Annotated in this window: 22 protein-coding genes and 1 pseudogene; 7 read left to right on the top strand and 16 right to left on the bottom strand. The window is 61.3% G+C overall.

The features are described 5' to 3' along the window. The first annotated feature begins 4 nt into the window (after positions 1-4). Both H097_RS23300 and H097_RS23295 read left to right on the top strand, forming a co-directional pair. Positions 5-1,417, top strand: a complete 1,413-nt coding sequence (locus H097_RS23300) for an aspartate aminotransferase family protein (RefSeq protein WP_032862751.1) — start codon at positions 5-7, stop codon at positions 1,415-1,417. A gap of 79 nt (positions 1,418-1,496) precedes the next feature. Continuing rightward, positions 1,497-1,721: an MbtH family protein gene (locus H097_RS23295; protein ID WP_032862749.1), complete on the top strand. Its 225-nt coding sequence runs from the start codon at positions 1,497-1,499 to the stop codon at positions 1,719-1,721. A 138-nt stretch (positions 1,722-1,859) separates the two neighbouring features. Here H097_RS23295 and H097_RS23290 read toward each other — a convergent pair whose 3' ends face one another. From H097_RS23290 to H097_RS23250, 9 genes are all read right to left on the bottom strand, one after another. Next, entirely contained in the window at positions 1,860-2,783 is a 924-nt protein-coding gene (locus H097_RS23290; RefSeq protein ID WP_032862747.1) for a zinc ABC transporter substrate-binding protein, read from the bottom strand. Next, on the bottom strand, positions 2,783-3,682 hold the full coding sequence (locus tag H097_RS23285) for a metal ABC transporter permease (protein ID WP_029300631.1): 900 nt from the start codon (positions 3,680-3,682) through the stop codon (positions 2,783-2,785). Before H097_RS23285 ends, H097_RS23290 begins: the two co-directional genes overlap by 1 nt. After that, the gene (locus H097_RS23280; protein WP_032862745.1) at positions 3,679-4,425 is read right to left on the bottom strand and encodes a metal ABC transporter ATP-binding protein; all 747 of its coding nucleotides are present in this window, start codon (positions 4,423-4,425) and stop codon (positions 3,679-3,681) included. The genes H097_RS23285 and H097_RS23280 overlap by 4 nt, the downstream gene beginning before the upstream one ends. Next, entirely contained in the window at positions 4,422-5,342 is a 921-nt protein-coding gene (locus tag H097_RS23275) for a metal ABC transporter substrate-binding protein (protein WP_032862743.1), read from the bottom strand. The genes H097_RS23280 and H097_RS23275 overlap by 4 nt, the downstream gene beginning before the upstream one ends. 34 nt (positions 5,343-5,376) lie before the next feature. Next, positions 5,377-5,952 (bottom strand): DUF6162 family protein, encoded by a 576-nt coding sequence (locus H097_RS23270; RefSeq protein WP_032862742.1) that lies wholly within the window; start codon positions 5,950-5,952, stop codon positions 5,377-5,379. Continuing rightward, complete coding sequence (locus H097_RS23265) at positions 5,949-6,278, bottom strand: hypothetical protein (protein WP_032862741.1); 330 nt, start codon at positions 6,276-6,278, stop codon at positions 5,949-5,951. The genes H097_RS23270 and H097_RS23265 overlap by 4 nt, the downstream gene beginning before the upstream one ends. Continuing rightward, positions 6,275-6,814, bottom strand: coding sequence for a hypothetical protein (locus H097_RS23260; protein ID WP_032862740.1), 540 nt, complete (start codon positions 6,812-6,814; stop codon positions 6,275-6,277). Before H097_RS23260 ends, H097_RS23265 begins: the two co-directional genes overlap by 4 nt. Next, complete coding sequence (locus H097_RS23255) at positions 6,811-8,022, bottom strand: PepSY domain-containing protein (RefSeq protein WP_032862738.1); 1,212 nt, start codon at positions 8,020-8,022, stop codon at positions 6,811-6,813. The genes H097_RS23260 and H097_RS23255 overlap by 4 nt, the downstream gene beginning before the upstream one ends. A 320-nt stretch (positions 8,023-8,342) precedes the next feature. Continuing rightward, positions 8,343-8,798, bottom strand: a complete 456-nt coding sequence (locus H097_RS23250) for a VOC family protein (RefSeq protein WP_032862736.1) — start codon at positions 8,796-8,798, stop codon at positions 8,343-8,345. A gap of 225 nt (positions 8,799-9,023) precedes the next feature. Between H097_RS23250 and H097_RS23245 the strand changes: the two genes are divergently transcribed. Then, positions 9,024-9,389: an antibiotic biosynthesis monooxygenase gene (locus H097_RS23245; protein ID WP_032862734.1), complete on the top strand. Its 366-nt coding sequence runs from the start codon at positions 9,024-9,026 to the stop codon at positions 9,387-9,389. Here H097_RS23245 and H097_RS23240 read toward each other — a convergent pair. The 3 genes and pseudogenes from H097_RS23240 to ssuD form a co-directional block, all read right to left on the bottom strand. Next, positions 9,378-10,471: pseudogene (locus tag H097_RS23240) on the bottom strand (sigma-54 dependent transcriptional regulator). The gene H097_RS23245 and the pseudogene H097_RS23240 sit on opposite strands and share 12 nt — an antisense overlap. A gap of 9 nt (positions 10,472-10,480) precedes the next feature. Further along, complete coding sequence (locus H097_RS23235) at positions 10,481-11,668, bottom strand: acyl-CoA dehydrogenase family protein (RefSeq protein ID WP_032862733.1); 1,188 nt, start codon at positions 11,666-11,668, stop codon at positions 10,481-10,483. A gap of 77 nt (positions 11,669-11,745) precedes the next feature. Further along, the gene (gene ssuD / locus H097_RS23230; protein WP_032862731.1) at positions 11,746-12,882 is read right to left on the bottom strand and encodes an FMNH2-dependent alkanesulfonate monooxygenase; all 1,137 of its coding nucleotides are present in this window, start codon (positions 12,880-12,882) and stop codon (positions 11,746-11,748) included. A gap of 254 nt (positions 12,883-13,136) precedes the next feature. Between ssuD and H097_RS23225 the strand changes: the two genes are divergently transcribed. The 3 genes from H097_RS23225 to H097_RS23215 all read left to right on the top strand — a co-directional run bounded on the left by H097_RS23225 (position 13,137) and on the right by H097_RS23215 (position 16,634). Further along, a complete protein-coding gene (locus H097_RS23225; RefSeq protein WP_032862730.1) occupies positions 13,137-13,406 on the top strand; it encodes a hypothetical protein in 270 nt (89 codons plus the stop codon). A 221-nt stretch (positions 13,407-13,627) separates the two neighbouring features. Continuing rightward, entirely contained in the window at positions 13,628-14,788 is a 1,161-nt protein-coding gene (locus tag H097_RS23220; protein ID WP_032862729.1) for an aminotransferase class V-fold PLP-dependent enzyme, read from the top strand. Positions 14,789-14,825: 37 nt separating this feature from the next. Then, the gene (locus tag H097_RS23215; RefSeq protein ID WP_032862728.1) at positions 14,826-16,634 is read left to right on the top strand and encodes an aminopeptidase P family protein; all 1,809 of its coding nucleotides are present in this window, start codon (positions 14,826-14,828) and stop codon (positions 16,632-16,634) included. A 45-nt stretch (positions 16,635-16,679) separates the two neighbouring features. Here the strand turns inward: H097_RS23215 and H097_RS23210 are convergent, their stop codons facing one another. After that, positions 16,680-17,270 carry a 2-hydroxychromene-2-carboxylate isomerase gene (locus H097_RS23210; protein ID WP_032862726.1) on the bottom strand — a complete coding sequence of 197 codons (591 nt, stop codon included), beginning with the start codon at positions 17,268-17,270 and terminating at the stop codon, positions 16,680-16,682. Positions 17,271-17,306: 36 nt separating this feature from the next. After that, positions 17,307-18,038 (bottom strand): SDR family oxidoreductase, encoded by a 732-nt coding sequence (locus H097_RS23205; protein WP_032862725.1) that lies wholly within the window; start codon positions 18,036-18,038, stop codon positions 17,307-17,309. Positions 18,039-18,129: 91 nt separating this feature from the next. On the opposite strand from H097_RS23205, the gene H097_RS23200 reads away from it, so the two are divergent. After that, on the top strand, positions 18,130-18,690 hold the full coding sequence (locus H097_RS23200) for a TetR/AcrR family transcriptional regulator (protein WP_032862723.1): 561 nt from the start codon (positions 18,130-18,132) through the stop codon (positions 18,688-18,690). A gap of 4 nt (positions 18,691-18,694) precedes the next feature. Here the strand turns inward: H097_RS23200 and H097_RS23195 are convergent, their stop codons facing one another. Then, complete coding sequence (locus H097_RS23195; protein WP_032862722.1) at positions 18,695-18,976, bottom strand: hypothetical protein; 282 nt, start codon at positions 18,974-18,976, stop codon at positions 18,695-18,697. Positions 18,977-19,145: 169 nt separating this feature from the next. Next, complete coding sequence (rhtA, locus tag H097_RS23190; RefSeq protein WP_032862721.1) at positions 19,146-20,033, bottom strand: threonine/homoserine exporter RhtA; 888 nt, start codon at positions 20,031-20,033, stop codon at positions 19,146-19,148. Positions 20,034-20,264: the final 231 nt, after the last annotated feature.

The following is a 20,264-nucleotide window of genomic DNA, read 5'->3' as shown; positions in this document are numbered from 1 at the left end:
TGAGATGTCAGTCGCTACCAGTCGCATTGAGGATTCGCTGGCGTCGGCCAGCCCGACTCCAGCAGAAATGCTTTACCAGTTCGATGAATCACCGCTGCTGGCCCGCCAGCGCCAGCAGGAATCCAATGCGCGCAGCTACCCCCGGCGCATCCCCCTGGCGCTCAAGCGGGCCAAGGGTATTTATGTCGAGGACGTTGAAGGCCGCAGCTTTATCGACTGCCTGGCCGGGGCCGGTACATTGGCGCTGGGGCATAACCACCCGGTGGTGATCGAGGCGATCCAGCAGGTGCTGCTGGACGAGTTGCCCCTGCATACCCTGGACTTGACCACGCCGGTCAAGGATCAGTTTGTGCAAGACCTGTTCGGCCTGTTGCCGACGGAGCTGGCCCGGGAAGCCAAGATCCAGTTTTGCGGCCCCACCGGCACCGATGCGGTGGAAGCCGCGCTGAAACTGGTGCGTACCGCTACAGGGCGTAGCACGGTGTTATCGTTCCAGGGCGGCTATCACGGCATGAGCCAGGGCGCGTTGAGCCTGATGGGCAGCCTGGGGCCGAAAAAGCCGTTGGGCGCCTTGCTGGCCAATGGCGTGCAATTTTTGCCATTCCCCTATGACTACCGCTGCCCGTTCGGCCTGGGGGGGGCAGAAGGGGTCAAGGTCAACCTGCATTACCTGGAAAACCTGCTCAATGACCCGGAGGCGGGCGTGTTGCTGCCGGCGGCGGTGATCGTCGAAGTGGTGCAGGGCGAGGGCGGCGTGATTCCGGCCGACCTCGACTGGCTGCGCGGCCTGCGGCGGATTACCGAGCAGGCGGGCGTGGCGCTGATTGTCGATGAGATCCAGAGCGGTTTCGGTCGCACCGGCAAGATGTTTGCCTTTGAACATGCCGGCATTGTTCCGGATGTGGTGGTGTTGTCCAAAGCCATTGGCGGCAGTTTACCGCTGGCAGTAGTGGTGTACCGCGAGTGGCTCGACACCTGGTTGCCGGGCGCCCATGCCGGCACCTTCCGTGGCAATCAGATGGCCATGGCGGCGGGTTCGGCAGTGATGCGCTATCTCAAGGAACACAAGGTTGCCGATCACGCGGCGGCCATGGGGGAGCGCCTGGCCGAACACCTGCGCATTCTGCAACGGGACTTCCCGCACCTGGGGGATATTCGCGGACGCGGTCTGATGCTCGGGGTGGAGTTGGTCAACCCGAGCGGCACGCCCGACGTCCAGGGCCACCCGCCGGTCCATCGGCAATTGGCGCCGCTGGTACAGCGCGAATGCCTCAAGCGCGGGTTGATCCTGGAATTGGGCGGGCGTCATGGCAGTGTGGTGCGTTTCCTGCCCCCTTTGGTCATCACCGCCGCAGAAATCGACCGGGTAGCAGAGATCTTCGGGCGGGCGTTGGCGGCGGCAGTGGCCAGCCTCTAATTTTCCTGCACCGCTATACGTTCCTACATACATCAGCCACGCGCAGTGCGTGGCAGCCTCTAAGTGACGGAGAACCGCAATGACCTCAGTATTTGACCGCGAAGACATCCTGTTCCAGGTAGTGGTCAACCATGAAGAACAGTATTCCATCTGGCCCGACTACAAGGCTGTACCAGAAGGCTGGCGCACCGTGGGTAAAAGCGGGATGAAGAAAGAGTGCCTGGCCTACATCGAAGAAGTGTGGACTGATATGCGCCCGCTGAGTCTGCGCCAGAAGATGGATGCGCAGGTAGTTGCTGGCTGAACGCAAACAAATGTGGGAGCGGGCTTGCCCGCGATGGCTGAGTGTCAGTCGATACATTAATTGACTGATACACCGTCATCGCGGGCAAGCCCGCTCCCACATAAGCTCGCACACACACACATAGGTATTGCGTTGCTTTCAGGGCGCCAATGCCTTGATCACCTGATCCACATTCCCTTCCAACTCCGCCACCGGGTCTGCGCCGTCGGTGCTCAGCACCAGCAGCGTCGATCCCCCCGCGCTGATGGCGGCTTTCACCGCCTCAGCCGGTTGACGATGGTGCAGCACTAGTGCCACGTCGTTGTCCTTCAGGCTGGCCGTCAGTGTTTGCAACGCCTCGGCGGACCATTCGGTATCCGGCCGTGGGTCGGTGCTGAGCAACTCCAGGTTCAAGCCACTCACCAGATAAGCAAAATGATCGCTCAGGCTGACCACGCTCAGGTTATCGGCCTGGGCCAGGCGTGCCTCGCTGTCGGCAGTGAGCTTGAGCAGGCGTTGCTTGAGGCTGGCCAGGTTGCTGCCGATTTGTGCCTTGGCGCTAGGCGCCAGGCGGCTCAGGTCGGCAGCCATCACATCGGCCATGCGCCCCAGGTTGTTGCTCGATTGCCACGGCTGGCTGTTGAGACCATCGACGGTGCCCGGTTGCAGGGCCACGCCCGGCAAACCGCCGTCTACCGGGCGCGCGGCGTCCACTTCGACAATACGGATATTGCTGCGTCGGGCTACCGGGTACAGCGGGTCATCCGGCCACAGCGAGCGCAGGCCGATCGCGGCATCGGCGTCCAGCGCCAGGGTGTGCAAGGCCGGTGCGCCACGCCCAGTAAAGTACGAAGTCTGGCGCGAGCCCGGCAGGTTGGCCGGTGCCGCGCGTTCAAGCGTGACCTGGGTACCTTTGAGCAGGGTTTCGGCCAGGCCGTAGGTGACGGGCAAGGCCGCCAGGACCTTGACCGGTTTGGCCGATTGGGCGGCGGCCGGCAGTGGTTTGGCAGGGGCGGCTGTCAGCAGCGCAGGGCTGATCAGGCAAGCGATGGCCAGGGCCAGGGGGCGTAGAACAGGGCGCATTATCCGAGATTCCCTTTCAGGCTGGGGACCGTGCCGCGCGCAATGGCGGCCAGGGCGAAGGCGATGCCGGCGACCAGGATGATCGCGGCACCGGACGGGATGGGCAGGTCGAAGATGATCGGCAGCAGAATCCCGCACAGGGTGCTGACCGTGGCAATCACCACCGAGATCCAGAAGAAACCTTTGAGCGACTGGCTCAACAGGCGCGCCGCAGCGGCGGGAATCACCAGCAGGGCACCCACCAGGATCGCCCCGATGACCTTGACTGCCGCCACGGTGATCAGGGTCACGAGGATCACGAACAGGTAGTCCAGGGTCTTCACGGCCACACCACGCACGGCGGCCAGTTGTGGGTTGAAGCTGGCGAGCATGATGCGGTTGTACAGCGGCAGCGCCAGGGCCATCACCAGTGAGCCGACAATCGCCAGCACCAGCAGGTCATTGCCGTTGACGGTCAGCACCGAACCAAACAGCACGTTTTCCAGAATGTGCACGTTGATCTTGCCCGCGAGGATCAGCAGCAGGCTCGCGCCCAGCGCCAGGGACACCGAGAGGAACACGCCGATCAGCGTATCGGGGGCCAGGCCGGTGCGGTTGCGCAGGTAGTTGAGCAGGATGCCGAACAACAGGCAGTAACCGAACAGGCTGCCATAAGGCCCGGTGTAGGGTTCCCCCAGCAGAATGCCCACGGCCACGCCGGTGAGTGCGGCGTGGCCGACGGCTTCGGAGAAGAACGCAAAGCGCTTGACCACCACCAGCGTGCCCAGGCCACCCAGCACCGGGCCGATCAGCAGGCCGGCGAGCAGGGCGTTGACCACAAACCCATAGGCCAGGGCTTCCGGCAGATAGCCGGATGAAGCCCAGCCCTGGACCATCAAGCGAAAGGCTTCGTAGCTCATTGGGCTGTGCTCCGTGGATGGGTGGAAAACAGCGTCAGCAGGCGCTCCGGGGTCAGTGCTTGCTTGGGCGTGGCGTCGAACAGCACGCGGCGGTTCAGGCCGGTGACGCGGTCGGCCAGGCGACCGACGGCCTCCAGGTCGTGTTCGATCCACAGCACGGTGATCCCGGCCTGGCGCCAGTCGCTCAGCAGGCGTTCGAATACCTGGATCCCGGCTTCGTCGAGGGCCGACATCGGTTCATCGAGGACCAGCAGTTGCGGCGCCGGGATCAAGCCCTGGGCCAGCAACACACGCTGGCGCTCGCCGCCGGACAGCGCTCCCATGCGGCGTTTGCGCTTGTCTTGCATGCCCACGCGCTCCAGTGCCTCGCCAATCGCGCCGGCGTAATGCCGGGACAGCCCAAGAAATGCCGGGCGTCGCTGGCACATGGCGGCCATGAAGTCGTCGACGGTCATCGGCAAGCCGCGGTCGAACTCCAGGGCCTGGGGTACGTAGCCGATGGTGCCTGTGGCGCCGGGCCAGTGCAGGCTCAGTTGGCCCTGGTGCGGGGTCTGCCCCAGCAGGGTCTTGATCAACGAACTCTTACCGCCACCATTGGGGCCGACCAGGGCGTGGATACTGCCCGGTTGCACCTGGAAACTCACGTTGTCGAGGATCGCGGTACGGCCCAGGGTCAGCGAGACGTTGTCGAATTCGATCGTCGGGCCGATGCTGGCCACATTCAGGTGTTCAGCCGCCGTCATGCCCCCGACTCCTGGATGGCCCGGACCACGGTATTAAGGTTGCCGGTCATTTCCACTTCGTACTTCTCGGCGCTGTATTCACCGTAGGAAATATGCGACAGAGGGTACAGCTTGACCCCCGACTCACGCTGGATGGTGTCAACGTAAGAGGACGGGAAGTCCATCTCCGAGAAGATCACCTTCACGTCCAGTTCGCGCAGTTGGTCGATGGTCTTCTTCAGTTGGCTCGGGCTTGGCTCGATGCCATGGGCCGGTTCCACCACGGCGGTCACTTCCAGGCCGAACTCGCGCAGCAGGTAGTCGTAGGCGGCGTGCACCGTGGCCACGCGCAGGTCGGCGTTGGGCGCGCTGGTGAGCTTGGCCAGGGCATCGGCGCGCATCTGGCGCAGGCGCTTGCCATAGGCACGGGCGTTCTGGGTGTAGGTCTTGGCGTTGTCCGGGTCGAGCTTACCCAGCTCCCGGGCGATGTTGTTGACCTGGGCAATGGATGCGCTGATGGACAGGAAGGTGTGCGGGTTGACCACTTTGCCAGCGCCACGGGCCGCATTGCCGGTGGCGGCCAGCAGCGGCACGTTGGCGTTGGCCTCGATCACCGGGATGTCCGGGCGCTCGCTGGTGGCGATCATGCGGTCGGCGAAGTCATCATGGCCGACGCCATTGAGCACAATCACGTCCAGGCTGCCGATGCGCTTGATATCTTCGGCGCGCGGCTCGTAGGCATGGGGGTTGAAGCCGGCCGGAATCAGCGGCACCACCTCGGCCTTGTCGCCGACGATATTGGCTACATAGCTGTAGTAGGGGTGCAGGGTGATACCGATACGCAGGCGCTTGGCCGCCTCGGCATTGGCCAGGGGTGTCAGCAAGACGCTGAACAGGCCCACCAGCAGCAGGCGGAGCAAGGGAGATGACATAGACATGGGCAATCGATCTTCTCTCGGAAACAGCGTGAATTCAGTGGCGATGCTGGCGGGTGACACCAGCGTCGAATTGCGCAACGACCTGCTGCCAGCCAGCGGCGATCAGCCCCTGGTCGCTAAGGTCGGTCGGGGCGGCCAGGTTGGCGCTGCGGTTGAGCCAGATATCCGGCTCGGCACCGCTCACGCGCATCAGCAGCGAACCGCTGGTTTTGTTGGCCTGGCTCAAGCCCAGGTACGCCGAAGGCGCCAGCAACTGCCAGCGGTGGTCGCCACGGCTGACCGAACTGGCGTCCTGGGCGAACGGCGCGAAGCCTTCTTCGGCCAGTTGCGCGGGCGTTGGCAGGGCGCTCTGCTCCTGCTGGAGCAACTGGATTTCATCCAGGGTCACCCGCAGGTCGGCATAGATGCCTTGCTCGGCGGCGCTCAAGTCGCGACGGGCGTCCAACTGGTGGCTGGACACCGCCTCGACTGCCTGGGTTTCACCGTGCAGGGACACCACCGTGCCGGCGACGGCCAGGATGATCAGGCACAGCAGCAGGACATAGAGGGTTTCGTGGCCGGCGCCGGCAGGCCGGACGACCTGGGTGGTGCCTGGGGTTACGCTGCTCATTGGGCCTGGATATCCGCTTGGTCGATCTCGACAACGTGACCGGGACCTGCGTCAAACAGCACATAGAACTCGGCGGAAGGTTTCTTGAAGGTCAACGTAGAGTCTGCGCCCAGCTTACCGGGGACCAGGATGGTCTCGTCGTAGCCGATCACATCCAGGGTCACGCCGGGCGCGCCGCTGCCGTCGGAGAAACCGCCGGTGCACTGGATCTGCTCGCCGGGGATTTCCTTGCATTCGCACATCGGGTTGTGGGCCAGGGCTTGGGTGCTTGCGCCGGCGCAGAGGATCAGCACGGCGCAGGCGCGTGTCAGGCGAATCAAAGTCATGGTTTAACTCCTTGCTGGGTCAACCAGGCGACGGTGGCAGGCGAAGCCTGGCTCAAGGGAATGGAGGCCTGTTGCATGCTGCCGTCCCAGCCTTCCATGGTGATCCACAGTTCGGCGTCGGGCGATGTGCGTTCAGGAACCGGCAGGGCGGCGCCCATGCGGTATGGGGTGCCGAAGAAAATCACCCCGGCGGCGCGCAGGCTACGGGGTTTGCCGATACGCAGGTAAGTGGCCTTGACCTGCTTGACGCACTCTTTGCACAGCGCGGCATTGAAGGATTTCATCGGGCCTGCCGGGTCCGGGCGCGGGGCTTCGTTGCGCAGTTCGGCCAGTGTCAGGCTCCACGGGCCGACCTGCACCTCGCCCACTTCACGTTCGCCCAGGCCGCTGTCGCCGCGAAACAGTGCGGCATCGGCAAAGTATTTGGGCATGAAGCCCAGAGGCACCAGCAACAGCAGGACATTGATATGAAAACGCCATTTGTGCCAAAAGGCCCGCAGCGGCGAGGGTGGTTGCACGGTAGTGGCCTTGTTCATCGTATGCCCTCCGGGGTTTCAGTCTGCAGGGCTGGCGTGGCTTGAGAGTGCTCGGCCTGGCGTTGTGCCTTGTTGTTGCGTTTGAAAGCATGCAGCGTCGCCAGCGCGGTGCGTTTGCTCCAGATCAACAGCCCGCTGAGGACCATCATGCTCAGCAACAGGCCGAAAAACGCCCAGATCAGCTTGATCCACAGGCCGCCAAAGTCGCCGGTGTGCAGTGGGCGCATGGACTCGGTGACGAACTCCAGGGCCGAGCGGTCGGACAGCAGGTGCGAGGAGGCGATTTCACCGTTGTAGGGGTTGATCTCGGCGGTCTGGAACATCAGCGGGTACCAGCCACGTCCACCAATGCTCAGGTGGCTGTAGGCGGTACTTGGCAGGGTGATGAAGGTGGTTTCCAGCCCGGGAATACGCTCGGTGGCAATACGAATCGCTTCGTCGATGGGCATCATGGGGGCCGGTACGCCAGGGTCAGACATCGGCACCTTGTCCCGGCTGATCACCGGCACAATTGGCGCTGTGGAAATAGTGATCTGGTTATCCGACAGTGTCGCTTCGATCAGGAACCAGGTGCCGGTAATGGAGATGACGGCGATAAACCAGATCGACCAGATCCCGCTCAGGCGATGAAAGTCGCCCCAGAAGATCCGCGCGCCATGCTTGAAACGCAGGGTGGGTTTGAAAAAGCCTTTCCAGAAACGTTTGTAGACCACCAGGCCCGTGACCAGCGACGCCAGCATCGGCAAGCCGAGAAACGACACCAGATACCAGCCCCAGCTGTAGCCATTGGTGAAGGGCACCAGCCACCACCCATGCAAGGCGCGGGTGAACTGCTCGAAGTTGAACGATGGGCTGATGCCCTGGATCACTCCGGTGTAGGGGTTGACGTAGACCGTCACGGCGCGCCCGTCGGGGTAGGTGACCCGGGCCATTAGTGCAAAGTGGGACTCGTCGTGACGGATCAGGTCGGTGACGATCAGGTCCGGTTCGGCGCGGTTCATCGCCTTGATGATCTGGTCATAGCTCAATAGCTCGGTGTCATCAGCGGGCTTGTCGGCACGGATATCCGGGTTGGCCAGCCAGACGATTTCCTGGCTGACCACCGCCAGGGTCCCAGTGACGCAGACGATCAGCACAAAGAACCAGATGGGCAATGCCAGCCAGCTGTGGACGAGAAACCAGAGTTTGGAGCGTGACTTCTTCGACATGTCTATGGGGGTCTTGATCGGGAGGGGGCAGAGAAGGCCCGGGAAAGGCCCAGTCGTAGCTTTTGCTTACGCGACGGGCTGTATCTAAGTTAAGACGGATGAGAATCGCAAAACCCTAAGGCGAAAATGAAAGTAAATGTTTCAGATGTGCATTTGCCGGTAGTTCTGCCTGACGTGCACCAAACTGTAGGCGCTGGCTTGCCAGCGATAATCGTCAACGATAACGGGGGCATGCCTGATGCCCCGCGTTGTTCTCGGGTTTTTCGCCGGCAAGCCGGCTCCTACATGTGATCGGGTTCTCATGTTGCAACGTATAGCGGCTATGGGAACAGATCCTTGGCGCGCTGGCGAATCTGTTCCTCGGTCAATTCTTCTATATGGGTGGCGAGGAACCACACATGCCCGAACGGATCCTTCAACGTCCCGGAGCGGTCGCCGTAGAACTGATCCTTGGGTTCGGAAATTACCGTGGCGCCGGCTGCGATGGCTTGTTTGTACTGCGCGTCCACGTCTGTCACATAAAGGTGCAGGCCAACGCTGGTGGGATGGCTGCCAGGACTGCCGAAGGCCATTTCATCGCAGGGTGAGGCCAGCATGATTGGCGAATCACCAATGCGCAGCTCGGCATGGCCAACCTTACCGTCCGGCATGTCCAGGCGCATGATTTGAATGGCACCGAAGGCTTTTTTATAAAACTCGATCGCTTCAGCCGCCTTATCGATACCCAGGTAGGGCGTGATGCTGTGATAGCCCTCGGGAATGGGTTTGACGCTCATTTCGTTCTCCTTGAGGTTGTACAGGGGGCCGGTTTTTCCGGTCTGTTCACTATAGGCCAGGTCTTTCGTGGCCTCTGGGCACCCGACGACTGTCATGTTTGGCTTGGCGTGAGCGCTGCCCCCTGAATATTTGCACAACAGAGGCTTGACCTTGACTTAACTAGAGGTTTTACCCTGCGTGGCATCGGATCGCACGATTGCACCTACAGAGAGAGGGGATTGGTCATGCAGGTATCAGCGAAAAGTCATGGTTTTACCCAAATGATCGAGTTTCAGATCGAGCCCCGGCAGCAGTCCGCGCTGGTGTTGGCGCTGTCTGAGCAGACCGAGCGCCTGGCCCAAGGCCATGAGGGGTTTCTGAGCGCCAGTGTGCAGGTCAGCGAAGATGGGCGGCGGGTGCTCAACTACCTGCAGTGGCAGACCCGCGAAGATGGCGATACGGCGTTCAAGTGCCTGGAGCGTGAGGGCGAGGATTTTTGGACATTGATTCGTGCCCATCAGGCCACGGCCGTGACCTTTGGCTCATTCCAGGTGCTGCGCAGTATCGAGCGCAGCCAGGACAACGCCTTGGCGTGCAACCTATATAGATAGATGCAGCATGCGTTCACCTTGCAGGTTTCCCCCAGGGCGGCGCTTGTTCACCGCCAGTTCACCGATCTTGATCAGGCGCGTACGCGTGACATTGCGGCTCAGGCCCAGCAGGTTGGCGGTATGTACCTGGTTGTAGTGGCTGAAGCGGTAGGCGGCGCGCAGCAACGCGTCCTCGACTTTTTCATGCAAGGCGCCGGCCTGTTCGTCGAACAGCTTCTGGAAGGCGCGCTCCAACAAGGCTTCTGCGCTGTTGTCGATGCAGTGCTGGCTGTCGTCCTGGCGCTCGATGCGCATGTTCGACAGGCGCAGGTCATCGCGCTCGATTACGCCATTGCGGCAAATCAGCAGGGTGTGGTGAATGACGTTTTCCAGTTCACGAATATTGCCCGGCCAACTGTAACCCTTGAGCCTTTGCTCGGCCTCGGGGCTGATGGTGATGGGGCCGTAGCCCAGGCGCTGGCTGTAGGCGTCGATAAAGTGCCGGGTCAGGGGCAGGATATCGCCGGGGCGTTCGCGCAAGGGGCTCAGTTCCAGGCTGACCACGTCCAGGCGGTAATACAGGTCTTCACGGAAATGCCCGGCGTTGATGGCTTTTTCCAGTTGTACATTGGTCGCCGCCAGTACCCGCACGTCAATGGGAATGCTCTTGCGTGACCCCAGGCGCACCACTTCGCGCTCTTGCAGGACGCGCAGCAGCTTGACCTGGATGGCCATGGGCAGATCACCGATCTCATCGAGGAACAAGGTGCCGCCGTCGGCCTCTTCGAACCAGCCGGCCTTGGCACTGAGGGCGCCGGTGAACGCGCCTTTTTCATGACCGAACAACTCTGCCTCCACCAGCGATTCGGAAAACGCCCCGCAGTTCACCGCCACGAAGGGCCGGTTGCGCCGGGCGCTGAGGTTGTGGATGTGGCGGGCCACCAGCTCTTTACCAGTGCCGGTTTCGCCGATGATCAGCACGCTGGCTTCGCTGGGCGCCACTTGCTGGATATGCGCGAGCAGGGCCTGGGATTTCGGGTCCTCGAAGACTTGCGCGGTGGCGCGAATCGACGTGGCGAGGGCGGTAGGGTCAAAAGCTGCATGGGCACCTCTTAGGAATAGAACGTTGGCGTCGGCAGGGACTGGTTCAAGGCCCAGTCACCCAGTTCGTGGAGTTTGTAGTCCACCGGATCGTGCAGGCTTTGGGTGCGCAGGTTGCGCCAGTGGCGGTCCAGGCGCAGCGAGGCGTGGGTGGAGCGGGCGCCGGTGACTTCAAACAGGCGGCTGCACAGCTCCAGGCCGTTGCGGGTGGCGGCGACCTTGGCCGTGGCGATGGCAATCGCCAGTTGCCCGCGCTCGTCTTCACTCAAGGCAGGGCCCTTGGCCCAGGCCTGGTCCAGCAACTCGGCGGCCCGTTGTACCAGCAGGCGCACGCCTTCCAGCGCGACCCAGAACTCGCCGTAGTGGTTGAGCACATAAGGGTCCTGACGCACATCCTGGACGCTGGATTTATGCCAGGGCCGGGTTTCGGCGAGGGTGTAGTTGCGCGCCTCCTCAAACGCGCCTTCGGCAATGCCGAGGAACATATGGGTGAATGTCAGTTGGGCAATCAATGGACGCAGGCAGGCGAACGGCGTGCTAAGGGGGCCGGGGTCGAGCAACAGCTCTGACTCTTCGACCCGGACGCGTTCAAAGCTGGCGCTGCCACTGTCGGTCTGGCGCTGGCCGATACTGTTCCAATCGTTATGCACGGTAATGCCACTGCGCCCGCTGGGAATGGCGGCGATCAGCAGCTTGCCGCCGGCGCTTTCATCGACGGCCGAGGCGATCAGCATCTGCGAGTCGCTGGCGCCGGAGCAGAAGCTCTTTTTACCGGAAAACTCACGCCAGCCGCCGAAATCCTTGACCACCGTGCGCGTGTCCAGCGGGTTCAGGGCATTGCCCCAGAACCAGTGCTTGCGGGCGGTCTGTTCGAACCAGGGCTGCCATTGCTCCGGGCGGGAAAACAGGCGCACGGTGGCCAACATCAGATGATGGAAGCCGAAGACGTGGGCGATGGAACTGTCGACTTTGGCGAACTCGCGCACGATTTCCAGGGTTTCGCTCCAGCGTGCGCCAAGGCCGCCGTACTGGGTGGGAATGCTCAGGGCCAGCAGGCCACTGTGGCGCAGGGCGTCGCGCTCAGCCTTGGGCGTACCGCCGCGCTCGTCACGCTCCACGGCGCTGAGGGCGAATTCGGCGGCCAGCAGCTTGGCGGTCTGCAAGGGGGTTGGCAGGACGCTATGGGGTTTGGCTGTCACGCGGAGCTCCTCAAAAAACCTAATGCCTGACGCAATCACTGTGGGAGCGGCAAGCCAGCTCCCACATAAAGTTGATATCAGCGTTTTGGCAGTACATCGTTGGCAATCATTTCGCCGAACGGCCCGGTGAGGTTGGTGACGCCACGTCCGGCAAGGCTGGCGTAGGGTTCCGGCAGCAACGGGAACACCAGTTCGGCAAAGCGATAGGCTTCTTCCAGGTGCGGGTAGCCGGAAAAAATGAAGCTCTCGATACCGAGGTCGGCGTACTCCTTGATCCGCTCGGCCACTTGCTGCGGGTTGCCCACCAATGCAGTGCCAGCACCTCCGCGCACCAGGCCGACGCCGGCCCATAGGTTGGGGGCGATTTCCAGGTTGTCGCGCCGCCCATCGTGCAGGGCAGCCATGCGGCGCTGGCCTTCGGAGTCAAAGCGCGAGAAGGATTTTTGCGCGGCGGCGATGGTGTCGTCGCTGATGTGCTCGATCAACCTGGCGGCTGCTTTCCAGGCCTCGTCTTCGGTTTCGCGCACGATCACATGCAGGCGGATCCCGAACTTGACGGTACGGCCATGGCGGGCTGCGCGCTCGCGCACATCGGCGAGTTTTTCCGCGACAGCTGCCGGTGGTTCGCCCCAGGTCAGGTACACGTCCACCTGCTCGGCGGCGAGGTCATGGGCGGCATCGGATGACCCACCGAAGTACAGCGGCGGGTAGGGCTTCTGGACCGGCGGATAGAGGGCCTTGGCGTTTTGCACCTTCAGGTGTTTGCCTTCAAAGTCGACAGATTCGCCCTGCAATACCCGGCGCCAGATCTTGAGGAACTCATCGGTCACCTCATAACGTTCGCTGTGGTCGAGGAAGCTGCCGTCACCGCGGTTTTCATCGGGGTCGCCGCCGGTCACCACGTTGATCAGCAGGCGGCCGTTGGACAGGCGGTCGAGGGTGGCGGCCATGCGCGCGGACACGGTGGGCGAGATGATCCCCGGGCGGATTGCCACTAGGTAGCGCAGGCGCTCGGTCAAGGGCACCAGCGCCGAGGCAATGACCCAGGAGTCTTCGCAGGAGCGGCCTGTGGGAATCAGTACGCCGTGGTAGCCGAGGTTGTCGGCGGCCTGGGCCACTTGTTTCAGGTAGTTGAGGGTGACTGGGCGGGCGCCTTGGGTGGTACCGAGGAAATGGCCGTCGCCATGGGTCGGAAGAAACCAGAAAACATCCATGACAAGTCCTTGAGCGGTGTTCAACAGGGAGTGTTGCCGGATCAACAGTTGTATGGGCAACAGTTGCGGCGTTGGGGGACTGTTATAGAGCGTCTCTTTTATTCCGTAAACGAACTGATTTCTATATTTATATATCTTTAATGAATATGTGGAATTGGCTGATAGCGACTATCACAGAGGATGATTTTTCCCTGCGAAGGGCTGGGAGTAGCCTGTGTTCATTGCCTTGACAGCCCATTCGCAGGACCTTCGCCATGAACCATTCACTCTCTGTTGCCTTGTTGCTGATTGCCTCTTTCCTCGCCGGTTGTGCCGCTCAGCCTGGACCCGAACTGCGCCCGTATACCGCTGAGGAAACCAGGCAGTTGGCGATGGAGGGGCTTAACCGCCGTGGTTTGTCGTTTGACGAATACCAACACAAGAAAGCCGAACTGGCTGCCCAGCCACAGAAACCTTTTGGCTTTGATCGCCAAGGTGAAATGAATGCCGAACGCAGCGTAACGCTGCATGGCCGTCCCAGTTGAAACGATTGGCGGTGTCCCAGGGCCCGAGGTTCCGAGCAGGTACTTCGGGCTTTTTGTTTTCCATCCTTTTCATCGAGCCTGTTAAGCTCAATTTCAGGAGCGTTCCTACGCACTTTTAAATTCTTTAACGGCATCCGATCGGGTTAACCTGACAATCTCTGTACTGGTCGCTGCCCCTGGGACGCTGATCTCGGGAACATGCTCTGCGGGTCTTTAACGTCATGAATAAACGTCCTTTGTATTTCGACTACGCCGCCACCACACCGGTGGATGAGCGGGTCATCCAGGTCATGGTCGAGTGTCTGGGTTTCAACGCCAATTTCGGTAACCCTGCGTCCAGCTCCCACGCGTTTGGCCAACAGGCCCGGCACACGGTCGAGCAGGCGCGTCGGCAGGTAGCGGAGTTGGTCGGCGCCCAGCCCGAGCAGATCGTCTGGACCTCCGGTGCCACCGAGTCCAACAACCTTGCGCTCAAGGGCGTAGCCCAGGCGCGCGGCGTGGCCGGTGGTCATATGATCACCAGCCAGATCGAGCACAAGGCGACGCTGGACACCGCGCGCCAATTGCAGGACGCCGGAATTGCCGTGACCTACCTGGTGCCGGACGCCGACGGCCTGATCACCGTCGAGGCCGTCAGCCAGGCACTGCGTGAAGACACGTTCCTGGTGTCGTTGATGCTGGTCAACAATGAGCTGGGTACGCTCAATGACATCCCGGCCATCGGCGTGCGGGTGCGTGAGCATGGCGCGCTGTTGCATGTGGATGCGGCGCAAGGGGCGGGCAAGGTCGAGATTGACCTGGCGCGTTGGCCGGTCGACCTGATGTCGTTTTCTGCGCACAAGCTGTATGGCCCCAAAGGCATCGGCGCGTTGTATGTCGGGCCGCGAGCACAGCAGAACGTCACGGCGCAGATCCACGGTGGCGGTCATGAAGGCGGGCTGCGTTCCGGCACCCTGGCGACCCACCAGATCGCGGGCATGGGCAGCGCCTTTGCGTTGGCTGCGCACTCCTTTGCCGAAGAGTCGGCGGGCATTGTCGCCCTGCGCGAGCGTCTGCTTGAGCAAGTGCTGAGCATCCCCGGCGTGCGCCTGAATGGCAGCGCCACCCAGCGCATTCCCCACACCTTGAGCCTGACCTTCAGTGAAGGCGAGTTCAATTCGGCAGCCTTGAGCGCCGGCATTGCCTTTTCGGCAACCTCCGCCTGCAATTCGGCCAGCAATGCACCCTCCCATGTGCTGCTTGCCCTGGGGCATGATGCGCGCAGTGCCGGCCGCACCATTCGCCTGAGCCTGGGGCGGTTTACCACCGAGCAGGATATCGATCAGGCAGTGCAATTGATCAAGGCCGCGTTGGCCAGCGCACCGGCCTTCTGGGCAGTTTGAAACACATAACAATTATTAGTGGTTAGCAGGAGACAAGATGAGTACGCAGCCTTTGACCCATGGAACGGTTCCCCAGCGCCTGGCGCATACCCGCGAGTTGATGAAACGGGAGGGCATCGATGCCCTGCTGGTTCCATCCGCCGACCCGCACCTGTCCGAATACTTGCCGGGCTACTGGCAGGGGCGGCAGTGGTTGTCGGGGTTTCATGGGTCGGTAGGCACGTTGATCGTCACGCCTGATTTCGCCGGCGTCTGGGCTGACAGCCGTTACTGGGAGCAGGCGGCCAAGGAGCTCAGCGGTAGCGGCATTGAGTTGGTGAAGCTGCAACCGGGGCAGTCCGGCCCGCTGGAATGGCTGGGCGAACACACCCCGGAAGGCGGGGTAGTGGCGGTGGATGGTGCGGTGATGGCCGTTGCGTCGGCCCGCACCCTGGGCGGCAAGTTGGCGGAGCGTGGTGCTCGCCTGCGTACTGACATCGATTTGTTGAGTGAAGTCTGGACCGACCGTCCGGCGCTGCCAAACCAGCCGATCTACCAGCACCTGCCGCCCCAGGCCACTGTCAGCCGAGGCGAAAAACTCGCTGCACTGCGCGCCGGCCTGAAGGACAAGGGTGCGGATTGGCATTTCATCGCCACCCTGGATGACATCGCCTGGCTGTTCAACCTGCGTGGTGCAGATGTTTCGTTCAACCCGGTGTTTGTGTCATTCGCCCTGATCAACCAGCAGCAGGCAACCCTGTTTGTTGCCCTCGGCAAGGTCGATGCCCCGTTGCGTGAAGTGCTGGAACAGGATGGCGTGACGCTGCGTGACTACAGTGAAGTGGCGGCGGCCCTGGGTGAAGTGCCGGACGGTGCCAGCCTGCAGGTCGACCCGGCGCGCGTGACCGCAGGGTTGCTGGATAACCTGGGCAGTGGCGTCAAGCTTGTGGAAGGCCTCAACCCGACCACGCTGGCCAAGTCCCGCAAAAGCCTGGCGGATGCCGAGCATATTCGCCGGGCGATGGAGCAGGATGGCGCGGCCCTGTGCGAGTTTTTCGCCTGGCTGGACTCGGCCCTGGGGCGCGAGCGCATTACCGAGCTGACGATTGACGAGCACTTGACGGCTGCGCGTACCCGGCGCCCGGATTATGTGTCGCTGAGCTTCAATACCATCGCCGCCTTCAATGGCAATGGCGCGATGCCGCATTACCATGCGACCGAAGAAGAGCATGCGGTGATCGAAGGTGATGGCCTGTTGTTGATTGATTCTGGCGGCCAATACCTGGGCGGCACCACCGATATCACGCGGATGGTGCCAATCGGCACGCCGAGCGAGGAACAAAAACGCGATTGCACTCGTGTGCTCAAGGGGGTGATTGCGCTGTCGCGTGCGCATTTCCCCAAGGGCATTCTCTCGCCCTTGCTGGACGCCATCGCCCGTGCGCCGATCTGGGCCGAGGGTGTGGATTACGGTCATGGCACCGGTCACGGGGTTGGCTACTTCCTCAATGTTCATGAAGGTCCGCAGGTGATTGCCTACCAGGCTGCGGCCGCACCGCAAACCGCGATGCAGCCGGGAATGATCACCTCCATTGAGCCGGGTACCTACCGCCCGGGTCGTTGGGGGGTGCGTATCGAGAACCTGGTGTTGAACCGCGAGGCGGGCAAGACCGAGTTCGGCGAATTCCTCAAGTTCGAAACCCTGACCCTGTGCCCGATCGATACCCGTTGCCTGGTGCCGTCATTGCTGACGACCGAGGAGCGCCAGTGGTTCAACGACTATCACGTTGAGGTGCGTCATCGCTTGAGCCCGTTGCTCAGTGGCGCTGCGTTGGAGTGGTTGCAGGTGCGTACGGCTGCCATCTAAGGGGCGGCCGCTCGCAGGCGCAGGCTTGCGAGCGGCTTGCAGGTCTTAGCTCAAGGCTTCGCGGACAAAATCCAGGCGATCCTGGCCGAAGAACAGCTGTTGACCGACAAACAGGCTAGGTGCACCAAACACGCCCCGGGCAATCGCCTCTTCGGTCTTGTGCTTGAGGGTGTCCTTTACTTCCTCATCCTGGGTCAATTCCAGTACCTGGGCAGGGTCGAAGCCGTGTTCGGCCAAGACCGCTGCTACCACTGCCAGATCCCCCAAGTTGCGTCCATCCACCCATAGCGCCCTGAACAGGCAGTCGATGAAGTCGATAAAACGTTCCGGCTGACGGAGTTGAATGCCGGTGACGGCGCGCATCAGTGTCAGGGTGTTGATGGGGAAGTGCGGGTTGAACTTGAGCGGCACGTCGTAACGCTTGGCGTAGCGTGCCAGGTCTTGCAGCATGTAGCGGCCCTTGGCCGCAATTGTGATGGGAGAGGCGTTTCCGGTGGCTTTGAAGATGCCGCCCAGGAGTATGGGCTGATACACCAATTGGCTGCCGGTTTCGGCACAGATTCCGGGCAGTTGGGTATAGGCCAGGTAGGTGGTGGGGCTGCCGAGGTCGAAGAAAAATTCCAGGGTTTTGCTCATGTCGGATGCTCGCTGCTTATTGTTATGTAGGCGTGCTTACCAGGTTTCGTTCCAGGGGCGCAGATCCAACTCGAAGGTCCAGGCATCCCGTGGCTGGCTGTGCAGGTACCAATAGTTGTCGGCAATATGTGCGGGATCAAGGATGCCATCCTGGTCCTTGAGCGCGTATTTGGTTGGGAAGTTGTCGCGGATGAAGTCCGTATCGATGGCGCCATCCACCACCACATGAGCCACATGGATGTTCATCGGGCCAAGCTCGCGCGCCATGCTTTGAGCGAGGGCGCGAATCCCATGTTTGGCCCCGGCGAAGGCAGCGAAGCCAGCGGCGCCGCGCAACCCGGCGGTGGCACCGGTAAACAGGATCGTCCCGCGTCGGCGGGTTGCCATGCGCTTTGCTACTTCCCGAGCATTCAGGAAGCCGGAGAAGCAGGCCATCTCCCATATCTTGAAATACTTGCGTGCGGTTTCTTCCAGAATGCTGCAAGGCACGTTGGCGCCGATGTTGAACACGAAAGCCTCAATCGGACCCCGCTCGCTCTCGATCTGCTCAATCAGCGCGATGACCTCGTCCTCCTTGCGCGCATCGCAGGCAAAACCGTGGGCCTCACCGCCTGCAGCCTGAATGCTGTCCACCAAGGGTTGTAGTTTGTCGGCACTGCGGCGAGTGACGCAGGCTACATAACCCTCACGGGCAAAGCGCTTGGCGATTGCGCCGCCTGTAGCATCACCTGCGCCGACGACCAGTACGATTTTCTTATTCTCAGTCATGGGGAAGTCCTTTGCTAAACGATCGTTAACTAAACGTACGTTATGCTACGATCTGGCAGGCGTCAAGGCACTGTATTCAGGGGGAGAGGCGATGCGCTATTCAGTCAGTCACAAGCAGCAAACCAGAGACAAGCTCCTGCAAAGCAGTGCGGCCCTGGCTAAAAAAGAAGGGTTTGTCAGTGTTGGCGTGGACGGCTTGATGAAGGCTATTGGCTTGAGCGGGGGGGCGTTCTATAGCCACTTTTCGTCCAAGGATGCGCTGTTCAGTTCAATCGTCGAGCGCGAGTTGAGCCAAAGCCTTGAGCGTCTGGGGGCGGGAGACGTGCAGAGTCGCGAGCGCCTGGGGCGGTGCCTGAAGATTTATTTGAGCATGGCCCACGTGGAGCAGGTGCAAGACGGCTGTGCTTTGCCAAGCATGGGGGCGGATATTGCTCGCGCTGATATAGCTGTACGCCAGCAGGCACAGGAGTGGATTTGTCGATTGCAGGCCAACTGGGCGCGGACTCTGGAGAGTGACAGCCTGGCCTGGGCCATTTTGTCCCAGTGCGTGGGCGCATTGGTGGTGGCCAGAATGATGGTCGACCCGCACGTTCAGGAGCAGGTGCTTTCATCGAGCTATAAAGAGCTCAGCCAGAGAATCGCCCAGCAATGACCACTTACTTGCAGAGCACGATCATGCTTCGGCTGGTATAGCCGGCAGGGTTGAGGCCAAAGGGGTAGTCACCCGGCTCTTCACTATTGTCGCCGGACTTGGCGATGACTCTGTAGCCCTTCTTGCCGCACGAGTTGGCTGCGCTGATATAGCACTGGTCCCAGGAGGAGGACAGGCCGGAGCAGTTGATATGCAGCCCTTTCTTTCCGCGTTTGACTTCTGTCTTGGTGGTTGCTGCACACCCTGCAAGGGCGATGACGACAAGCACTATCAAAATTCGCTTCATTACCATCCTTAATAGCCGCGCCGTTGGAATGCCCGATGCTGGCTTTGCTCGCTCTCAAGTGTAGCGTTCGTGGATGTCCCTATTTGAAAAATTCCATGACTGACACCGAGTTACAGCCTAAACATGGCCTAATTGAGCGGCAAATGCCAGAGCTTCGTTAAATCCTGTCTCAATCTGCCGCGACGATTGGCGTTGACTGGCTGCGCATAGTCAGCGTCGCGCCCACGGAGGCCAGGATAATGCAGGCGATAGCCAGCCATTGCGCCAGGGACAGGTATTCCTGGAGGAAAAACAACCCGCAAAGCGCGCCGAATGCGGGCTCGATACTCATCAGGGTGCCGAAGGTACGTGCGGGCAGTCGGGTCAGGGCGACCATCTCCAGGGTGTAGGGGAGGGCGGTGGAAAGAATCGCCACGCCGATGGCGATTGGAATCAGTGCGGGTGTCAGCAGGGCGCTACCGGCATGGACGATACCGATAGGCGCGACAAACAGTGCAGCAATCATCACACCGAGGGCGGCTGTCTGGACACCGTTGTCTGCGCCAGCCTTCTGCCCGAACAGAATATAGAGGGCCCAGCAAATACCCGCGCCCAATGCATAGGCGGCGCCGGTCAAGTCGATGCCTTGGCTGGCTTCGCCAACCGGTATCAATAGCAGCAGGCCGATGATGGCCAAGGCTATCCACAGGAAGTCGACGGCACGCCGCGAAGCATAGATGGCAACGGCCAGTGGGCCGGTGAACTCAAGGGCCACCGCAATCCCTAGGGGCACGGTGCGCAATGACATATAGAAGAGGAAGTTCATGCCGCCAAGCGCCATCCCGTAGACGATGACGGTGCGCAGCGACTTGGCGGTGAGTTTTGCACGCCAGGGACGAAGCAATAGCAGCATGATGATGCTGGCGAAAACCAGGCGCAGCGTAGTGGTGCCTTGGGCGCCTACGACAGGGAACATGCTTTTGGCCAGCGAGGCGCCCGACTGGATCGAGGCCATGGCAATGAGCAGCAGGCCGACAGGGAAAAGCGCGGAGCCCAGGCTGCGGGATGAGGTGGTCATTGGGGGTGTTTGTCCAGGGTCATATAAAGGCAGAAGCCGCTATGATGATCAACTGGTTCAGAATGGGCAATATATTGCTCAGTTTTGTGCGTCTTCTCTAATAGAACAGAGGGCTTTTGGGTATATCGATAGAAAAACTAAATTAACGGTTGACGGCGATTTATATCTGTCTATAATTCGCCCCGCTTCCGGCGCAGTCGAAACGGAAAACTCCTTGGTAAACAGTGAGTT

The organism is Pseudomonas sp. FH4, from assembly GCF_000510915.2.
In the GTDB taxonomy this organism is placed as follows: domain Bacteria; phylum Pseudomonadota; class Gammaproteobacteria; order Pseudomonadales; family Pseudomonadaceae; genus Aquipseudomonas; species Aquipseudomonas brenneri.
This window is presented reverse-complemented; position numbering and strand designations above follow the sequence as displayed.